General features: G+C 72.8%; 6 protein-coding genes. 3 read left to right on the top strand and 3 right to left on the bottom strand.

The genetic code is table 11. From position 1 onward, the window contains the following. Positions 1 to 227: 227 nt before the first annotated feature. Together ACOZ90_RS13795 and ACOZ90_RS13790 are read right to left on the bottom strand one after the other, a co-directional pair. Complete coding sequence (locus ACOZ90_RS13795) at positions 228 to 1,931, bottom strand: M28 family metallopeptidase (protein ID WP_422894225.1); 1,704 nt, start codon at positions 1,929 to 1,931, stop codon at positions 228 to 230. Between the two features lie 89 nt (positions 1,932 to 2,020). After that, the gene (locus ACOZ90_RS13790; protein ID WP_422894224.1) at positions 2,021 to 2,755 is read right to left on the bottom strand and encodes a DUF4097 family beta strand repeat-containing protein; all 735 of its coding nucleotides are present in this window, start codon (positions 2,753 to 2,755) and stop codon (positions 2,021 to 2,023) included. Positions 2,756 to 2,871: 116 nt separating this feature from the next. On the opposite strand from ACOZ90_RS13790, the gene gpmI reads away from it, so the two are divergent. From gpmI to ACOZ90_RS13775, 3 genes are all read left to right on the top strand, one after another. Next, entirely contained in the window at positions 2,872 to 4,380 is a 1,509-nt protein-coding gene (gene gpmI, locus ACOZ90_RS13785) for a 2,3-bisphosphoglycerate-independent phosphoglycerate mutase (RefSeq protein ID WP_422894223.1), read from the top strand. Further along, positions 4,380 to 5,621, top strand: coding sequence for a murein hydrolase activator EnvC family protein (locus ACOZ90_RS13780; RefSeq protein WP_422894222.1), 1,242 nt, complete (start codon positions 4,380 to 4,382; stop codon positions 5,619 to 5,621). Before gpmI ends, ACOZ90_RS13780 begins: the two co-directional genes overlap by 1 nt. Positions 5,622 to 5,719: 98 nt before the next feature. Continuing rightward, entirely contained in the window at positions 5,720 to 7,249 is a 1,530-nt protein-coding gene (locus tag ACOZ90_RS13775) for a S41 family peptidase (protein WP_422894221.1), read from the top strand. Between the two features lie 18 nt (positions 7,250 to 7,267). Here ACOZ90_RS13775 and ACOZ90_RS13770 read toward each other — a convergent pair whose 3' ends face one another. After that, positions 7,268 to 7,837, bottom strand: coding sequence for a hypothetical protein (locus ACOZ90_RS13770; protein ID WP_422894220.1), 570 nt, complete (start codon positions 7,835 to 7,837; stop codon positions 7,268 to 7,270). Positions 7,838 to 7,844: the final 7 nt, after the last annotated feature.

Raw genomic sequence — 7,844 nt, 5'->3', positions numbered from 1 at the left:
GGTTTCAAAGGCGTCCTGCAGGTCGGAAAACACAACTTCGCCCGCGTTCTGTTCGGGGCCGGGGAAGAACCCCCCCCCCCCCCCCCCCCCCCGCGCTCCTACAACGGGGCGCAACCGGCACCGGGGCGTCACCGGCAGCGAGGATGACCGGCAGCGGGTGAAGCGACGAGGCATGAACGAAGACGGCGCCCGAAGGCGCCGTCCGTGTGTCGTACTGTTGCCGGCGGTCAGTCCCGCGCGTCCATCATCTCGTCGCGGGCGGACTTGAAGGGGTTGCCTTCGTACCAGTTCGGCCACTGGTCGACGTCGTCGGCCAGCACGCGGCCCACTTCGTACAGCGCCTCCAGATCCTGGATCAGGCCGTCCAGGCTCCACTCCTCGCGGTACACGTCGCTGGGCTGGTGGTAGCGGGTGGCGTAGTCCTCGCCGGCCGCGCGGCCGGCCTCCAGGCCGCCCTCGACCAGGTCGTTGCCGCCCTTGGCGTACAGCGCCGGCACGCCGGCCTTGGCGAAGTTGAAGTGGTCGGAGCGGAAGTAGAAGCCGCCCGCCGGGTTGCCTTCCTCCACCAGGGTGCGGCCCTGCGCGGCGGCGATCGGCTCCAGGATGTCCTCCAGCTGCGAGTTGCCCATGCCGGTGACCACGAAGTCGCGCGACGCCCCGGCCACGCTCATCGCGTCCAGGTTGATCGCGGCCACGGTGTTCTCCAGCGGAAACGCCGGGTGGGCCACGTAGTACTGCGAGCCCAGCAGGCCGGATTCCTCCAGCGTCACCGCCAGGAAGGCCACCGAGCGCTGCGGCGCCGGCTCTTCGGTGGCGAAGCGCTCGGCGATCTCGATGATGCCGGCGATGCCGGTGGCGTTGTCGATCGCGCCACTGTAGATCTCGCCGTCCTCGTGCTTGCCCAGGTGATCCCAGTGGCCCATGTACACCACCACGTCCTCGGGCTGCCCGGTGCCCGGCAGCACGCCGATCACGTTGCGCGAGGAGCCTTCCACCACTTCGCTTTCCAGCTCGAACGAGACCGTGGCGTCGAGCGGCACCGCGCGGAAGTCCGCGCTGCTGGCGGCCTGGATCTGCTCGTCCAGATCCAGCCCGGCGTTGGCGAACAGCTCGCGCGCGACCTCGTTGGTGATCCAGCCCTGGGCCGGCAGGCGCGGCGCCGGGTCGTCCTCGGCGCGCAGGTCGAACTGGGCGCCCGACCACGAGGTGCGCACCACGTCCCAGCCGTAGGAGGCGCCCGGGGTGTCGTGGATGATGATCGCCGCGTCCGCGCCCTTGCGCGCGGCCTCTTCGAACTTGTACGTCCAGCGGCCGTAGTAGGTCATGCGGTTGCCGTCGAACAGGTCTTCATCGGCGGTGTGGAAGCCCGGGTCGTTGACCAGGATCACCACCGTCTTGCCTTCAACGTCCAGGCCTTCGTAATCGTTCCAGCCGCGCTCGGGCGCGTCCACGCCGTAGCCCACGAACACCAGCTCGCTGTCGCTGACGCTGACCGTCTGCTGGCCGGTGCGGGTGCCGATCATCATCTCGGTGCCGAACGCCAGCTCGCGCTCGCCGCCGGCGCCGTCCAGCTTCAGCACGGTGGCGTTGCTGGCGGTGGTCTGCACCATCGGCACGGTCTGGTACCAGCTGTCGTTCTCGCCGGCCGGCTGCAGGCCGATGCGCTCGAACTGGGCGCTGATGTACTCCACCGTCTTCTCGCCGCCGGGCGAACCGGGGGCGCGGCCCTCGAACTCGTCCGAGGCCATCGTGCGCACCATCTCGCGGAAGTCCGCCTCGCTGATCTCCGGCGAGAAGTCGTGGCCCGAAGCGGCCCCGGTGGCGGGAGCGGCGGTGCCGTCGGCAGCGGCGTCGGCCGCGGGGCGGTCGCCGCCACAGGCGGCCAGCGCCAGCGCGGAGGCCAGGGCGGCCGGCAGGAGGAGTCGTTGCATGCGGAAGTTCTCCGAGGGGCGAAACCGCCGATTCTAGCCCCCTTCCGCCGGAGCCGTTCCGCCGCCGCGCCCGGGCCGGCGCGGCCGGCTCAGTCGCGCGGCGCGCGCCGGGTGGAGTACGGGATCGCGGTGGCGCCGCTGATCGCGCCGGTGCGGGCGCTCTCGTGCACGTACAGGACGACCTCGCGGTCGAACTCCAGGCGGCCGTCCACCACCGCGTCGGGGCCGATCACGATCCGCGGCGTCCGCTCGCTGCCGCCGAAGCGGATCCAGCTGATGCCCGAGGACTTGCGCACCTCCACGTTGCCGCGCACGTGCGAGCCGATGCCCACGGTGATGTCGCCCGAGACGCTGTGCACGTTGCCGGTGACCTCGGTGGCGACCAGGCCGATGCCGCCGCTGACGGTGCTCACGCTGCCGTCCACGTAGCCGCCGCGGTCGATGAAGATCCCGCCGCTGACCGAATCCACGTCGTCGTCGGCGCGCAGGCCGGGGCCGGCGCTGATCTTGCCGTTGACGGTGGCCAGCGCGTCCACCTCGGCCCGTTCGCCCAGCTCGATGGCGCCGTTGACGGTGGCCAGGTCTTCGCCCTGGATCCGGTCGCCGGTGCGGATGCCGCCGTTGACGGTGCTGGCGTCGCCGAAGCGGGCGCCCTCGCCGGTGCGGATGCCGCCGTTGACCGTGCTCAGGTCGCCGGCCTGCTGGCCGGCTTCGACCTCGATGCCGCCGTTGACGCGGCTGATGTCCTCGGCGGCCAGCGCCGGTGCGGCGGCGAGTGCGACGGCGAGCGCGAAGGCGGGAACAAGGCGGGAGATTGTGGTCATGGCGGGCTCCTTGTGTGTGTGCACGACATCAGCATGCGCCCGCGCGGCTACAATCGCACCTGCCATTGTTCACGGGGTCTATCGACGTGCCAGAAGCTGCAAACAGCCCGAAACCGGTGGTCCTGCTGATCCTGGACGGCTGGGGCCACCGCGAGGATCCGCGCGACAACGCCATCGCCCAGGCCGACGTGCCCAACTGGCGCCGGCTGTGGGACGCCGGCCCGACCACCCTGGTGCACACCGAAGGCGGCTTCGTCGGCCTGCCCGACGGCCAGATGGGCAACTCCGAAGTGGGCCACATGAACATCGGCGCCGGCCGGGTGGTGTACCAGGAGCTGACCCGGATCGACGCGGCGATCGACAACGGCAGCTTCTTCGACAACCCGGAGCTGATCGACGCCTGCGAGGAGGCGATCGAAAACGACCGCCCCCTGCACGTGATGGGCCTGCTCTCGCCCGGCGGCGTGCACAGCCACGAGCGCCACATCTTCGCCATGCTGGAAATGGCCTACCGGCGCGGGGTGCCGCGGGTGGTGGTGCACGCGTTCCTGGACGGGCGCGACATGCCGCCGCGCTCGGCCCGCCCGAGCCTGGAGGCGCTGGTCGCCAAGTGCGGGCAGCTGGGCAACGCCCGCATCGGCAGCGTCAGCGGGCGCTACTACGCCATGGACCGCGACAGGCGCTGGGAGCGGGTGACCCTGGCCTGGGACGCGATCGTGAATGCCGAAGGCGAGCGCGCGCCCGACGCCCTGGCCGCGCTTGAGGCCGCCTATGCGCGCGGGGAGAATGACGAGTTCGTGCTGCCCACGGTGATCGACGGTGCCCAGCCGATGAGCGACGGCACCTCGGCGGTGTTCATGAACTTCCGCGCCGACCGCGCGCGCCAGCTCACCGCCGCCTTCGTGCAGGAGGATTTCGACGGCTTTGGCCGGCGACGCCTGGACGTGGGCAGCTTCGTCTGTTTGACCCAGTACGACGCCACCCTCAAGGCGCCGGTCGCCTTCGAGCCCGACAACCTGCGCAACACCCTGGGCGAGGTGCTGGCCAACCGCGGCATGACCCAGCTGCGCATCGCCGAGACCGAGAAGTACGCCCACGTCACCTTCTTCCTCAACGGCGGGCGCGAGGAGCCGTTCGAAGGCGAGGAGCGGATCCTGGTGCCCAGCCCCAAGGTCGCCACCTACGACCTGCAGCCGGAAATGAGCTGCCCGGAGGTCACCGACAAACTGGTGGAAGCGATCGAGTCCGGCCGCTTCGACATGATCATCTGCAACTACGCCAACCCGGACATGGTCGGCCACTCCGGCGACCTGCAGGCCGCGATCAAGGCGGTGGAAACGGTGGACGCCGCGGTCGGCCGCGTGGTCGAGGCCACCCGCGCCCGCGGCGGCGAGCTGCTGGTCACCGCCGACCACGGCAACGTGGAAATGATGCGCGACCCCGACACCGGCCAGCCGCACACCTCGCACACCGTCGGCCCGGTGGGGCTGATCTACGTCGGCGCGCGCGCGGCCACCCTGCGTGAAGGCGGCTCGCTGCGCGACCTCGCCCCGACCCTGCTGGACATGGCCGGGGTGCCGGTGCCGGAAGAGATGACCGGCCGCAGCCTGCTGCAGCCGGCCTGATGCCTGTGGCCGGCCCGCGCCGCGCGCTGCTGGTTCTGGCCGCCGCGCTGGCGCTGGCCGCGGTGCCTGTCCAGGCCCAGCAGGATCAGCGCCAGGCCGAGCGGCGCCTGCAGCAGGTCAAGCAGGAGCTGGAAGAGGTCGCCGCCGAGCGGCGGCAGCTGGAAGGCCAGCGCGGCGACGCCGCACGCGCGCTGCGTGAGGCCGACGAGCAGGTGGCCGCCTCCACCCGCGCCCTGCACGACACCCGCGCCCGGATCGAGGCCGAGGAGCTGGCGCTGGCCGAGCTGGGCGCCCGCCGCAGCGAGCTGGACGAGCGCCTGGGCGGCCAGCGCGAGGAGCTGGCCGCGCTGCTGCGCGCCGCCTACGCCATCGGCGACCACGCCGCGCTCAAGCTGCTGCTGGCCCAGGATCGGGTGGGCGACGCCAACCGCATGCTCGCCTACCACCGCTACCTGCAGGCCCAGCGCGCCGGGCGCATCCAGTCCCTGGCCCTGGAGCTGGAGGAGCTGGACGCGGTGGAAACCGAGATCGCCGAGCGCACCGCCACCCTGGAGGCCGAGCGCGAGCGCCAGGCCGCGCAGCTGGCCGGGCTGGAGAGCGACCGCAAGGCGCGCGCCGGCCAGCTGGCCGAGCTGGAGGCGCAGTACGAAGACCGCCAGGATCGCGAAAACAGCCTGGGCCGCGACGCCGGCGCCCTGGAGAAGGTGATCGAACAGCTGCGCGCCGCCGCCGCCCGCGCCGCCGCGCGCGAGGCCGAGGAGCGCGCGCGCGCCGCCCGCCAGGCCCGCGAGGCGGACGGCGGGCGCGCCCAGCCGCCGCGGCGCGCCCCGGCCCGGGTCGCCCGCGGCGCGGCGATCCAGGTCGGCGGACTCGGCTGGCCGCTGGCGGGCAGCCTGCTGGCCGGCTACGGCGCCACCATGCCCGACGGCCGCAAGAGCTCCGGGGTGCTGATCGGCGCCCCGACCGGAACCCCCGTGCAGGCGGTGGCCGACGGCACGGTGGTGTTCAGCGAGTGGATGACCGGCTACGGCCTGATCGTCATCGTCGACCACGGCAACGACCACATGAGCCTGTACGCGCACAACGACGCGCTGCTGGTCGACGTCGGCGACCGGGTCTCGCGCGGCACCGCCGTGGCCAGCGTGGGCAACTCGGGCGGCCAGGGCCAGCCGTCGCTGTATTTCGAGCTGCGCCGCAACGGCCAGCCCATCGATCCATCGAACTGGCTGCAGCGGCGCTGAGCGCGGCGGCCGGCCAGCGGCCGTTCCGGCGCGGCGTGCATAATCGGGCGTTCGCGTCGGCCGGCGGCCGCGCATCCCGTGTTTCCGGAGCCGTGTGCATGCATCGTCTGCTTCCCATCGCCATTGCCTGCCTGCTGCTGGCGCCCGTGCACGCGGCCGAGCCGCCCACCGGGCCGGAGCCGCAGCTCGAACCCGCGGCCGCGGAAGAAGCGGCGCAGGTGGAAGGGCAGGCTCCGGAGGAGTCCGCAGAGCCGGAGCAGCCCGCGGAAGCGGAGCCCGCGGAACCGGAGCAGCCGGCAGGGCCGGAAGACGAGGCTGCGGCTGGCGAAGCCGCCGTCACCCCCGAAGCCGCCGACGACGGCACCGACAGCCGCGTGCCCCTGCGCGAGATCCACCGCTACGTCGCCGTCTACAACGCCATCAAGGAGGCCTACGTCGACCCGGTGGTGGACGCGGAGCTGATGCAGTCGGCCATCCGCGGCCTGCTGCTGGATCTGGATCCGCACAGCGCCTACCTGTCCGGCGACGACGCGCGCGCGTTCGATGAAAGCACCACCGGCGCCTACGCCGGCATCGGGGTGGAGGTGGTGCGCCTGCCGGACGGTTCGATGCGCGTGGTGGCCCCGATCGACGACACCCCGGCCGCCCGCGCCGGCCTGCGCTCGGGCGATCTCATCACCGCGGTCGACGGCGAGCCGCTCACCCCCGCCAGCCATGACGGCGCCGGCCCGCTGCGCGGCCAGGCCGGCACCAGCGTGTCGATGACCGTCGTGCGCGAGGACGAGCCGGCGCCGCTGGAAGTCACGGTGGTGCGCGAGCAGATCCGCGTGGCCAGCGTGCGCGGCCGCATGCTCGAGCCCGGCTACGCCTACGTGCGGGTGAGCGCGTTCCAGGTCGAGACCGCCGCCGACTTCCAGCGCCAGCTGGGCGAGCTCAAGGCCGGCGGCCCCCTGCGCGGGCTGGTGCTCGACCTGCGCAGCAACCCCGGCGGGCTGCTGACCTCGGCGGTGCAGATCGCCGACGAGCTGCTCGAAGAAGGCCGCATCGTCAGCACCCGCGGCCGCCATCCGATCAGCGAGACCGAATTCTCCGCCACCCCCGGCGACATGCTCGACGGCGCGCCGGTGGTGGTGATCGTGGACGCCGGTTCGGCCAGCGCCTCGGAGGTGCTGGCCGGCGCGCTGGGCGACCATGGCCGCGCCCGCATCATCGGCAGCCGCACCTTCGGCAAGGGTTCGGTGCAGACCGTGCTGCCGCTGGACAACGGCGACTCGGTCAAGCTCACCACGGCGCGCTACTACACCCCCAGCGGCCGCTCGATCCAGGCCCGCGGCATCGACCCGGATCGGGTGCTGGAGCCGGATTCACGCCCGCCCACGCTGGTGGGCGACCGTTCGGAAGCCTCGCTGCCCGGCCACCTGCACGGCGACGAGGAAGACCTGCCGGGCGCCGGCGCCGGCGACGTGCTGCCCGGCGAGGGCCCCGTCGACGCCGCCCTGGCCGAGCTCAAGTCCATGCAGCCCGGCGCCATGCCGCAGCCGCAGCCCGCCGAACCGGCGGATGCCCCCGAACCGGCCGACAGCGCCGACCCGGTGGACACTCCCGAACCGGCCGACGCACCGGTGTAAGGCGCGCCCTGTGCGCGCCTACTCGGCGATGAGCTTGCAGTCGATGTCGACGCCGTCGCGGGCGGCGGCGGCCAGGGTGCCCTGGTAGGTGCCGCAGTCGAGCAGGTTGTCGTCGCCGTCGATGGCCACGACAACGGCCTCGCCGCCGGCCTGCGAGTACACCTCCACCCGCAGGTGCGGCCGGCCTTCCTCGACCATCTGCAGCGCTTCCGGATCCAGCGCGACCTCGGCGAACTCCGCCACGCCCTCGCCATCGGCCGCCACCTGGTGGCTGGCCAGCTGCAGCCACGGCTCGCTGGTGCCCGGCAGCTGGCGCTGCTGGGCCGACACGCTGGGGTAGCCGAAGTAATCGGCCGACACCACCACCGCCTCGCCGGTCTCGCCCACCGCCGCGCGCGCGGCGTCCGACAGCGTCACCCGCACCTGGAACGCGTTGCCGCCGCGGGCGACCTCGGGCACCGGCTGCAGGTGGGGATCGGTATCGGCGGTGGGGGCGGGGTCGCAGCCGGCCAGGGCGAGCGCGGCGGCCAGGGCCGGCAGCGCGCAGCGCCAGCCTCTGGACGGGAAGGACATGGAGCACGGCGACATCTCGTTC

Origin of the sequence: Luteimonas dalianensis, from assembly GCF_049339425.1 — a bacterium.
Classification (GTDB): domain Bacteria; phylum Pseudomonadota; class Gammaproteobacteria; order Xanthomonadales; family Xanthomonadaceae; genus Luteimonas; species Luteimonas dalianensis.
The sequence above is the reverse complement of the archived record's forward strand: the minus strand, read 5'-3'. Positions and strand labels throughout refer to the sequence as shown.

Coding starts and splice junctions, on each gene's coding strand:
- ACOZ90_RS13795 (WP_422894225.1), bottom strand. CDS start 1,931: ATGCAACGACTCCTCCTGCCGGCCGCCCTGGCCTCCGCGCTGGCGCTG.
- ACOZ90_RS13790 (WP_422894224.1), bottom strand. CDS start 2,755: ATGACCACAATCTCCCGCCTTGTTCCCGCCTTCGCGCTCGCCGTCGCA.
- ACOZ90_RS13780 (WP_422894222.1), top strand. CDS start 4,380: ATGCCTGTGGCCGGCCCGCGCCGCGCGCTGCTGGTTCTGGCCGCCGCG.
- ACOZ90_RS13775 (WP_422894221.1), top strand. CDS start 5,720: ATGCATCGTCTGCTTCCCATCGCCATTGCCTGCCTGCTGCTGGCGCCC.
- ACOZ90_RS13770 (WP_422894220.1), bottom strand. CDS start 7,837: ATGTCGCCGTGCTCCATGTCCTTCCCGTCCAGAGGCTGGCGCTGCGCG.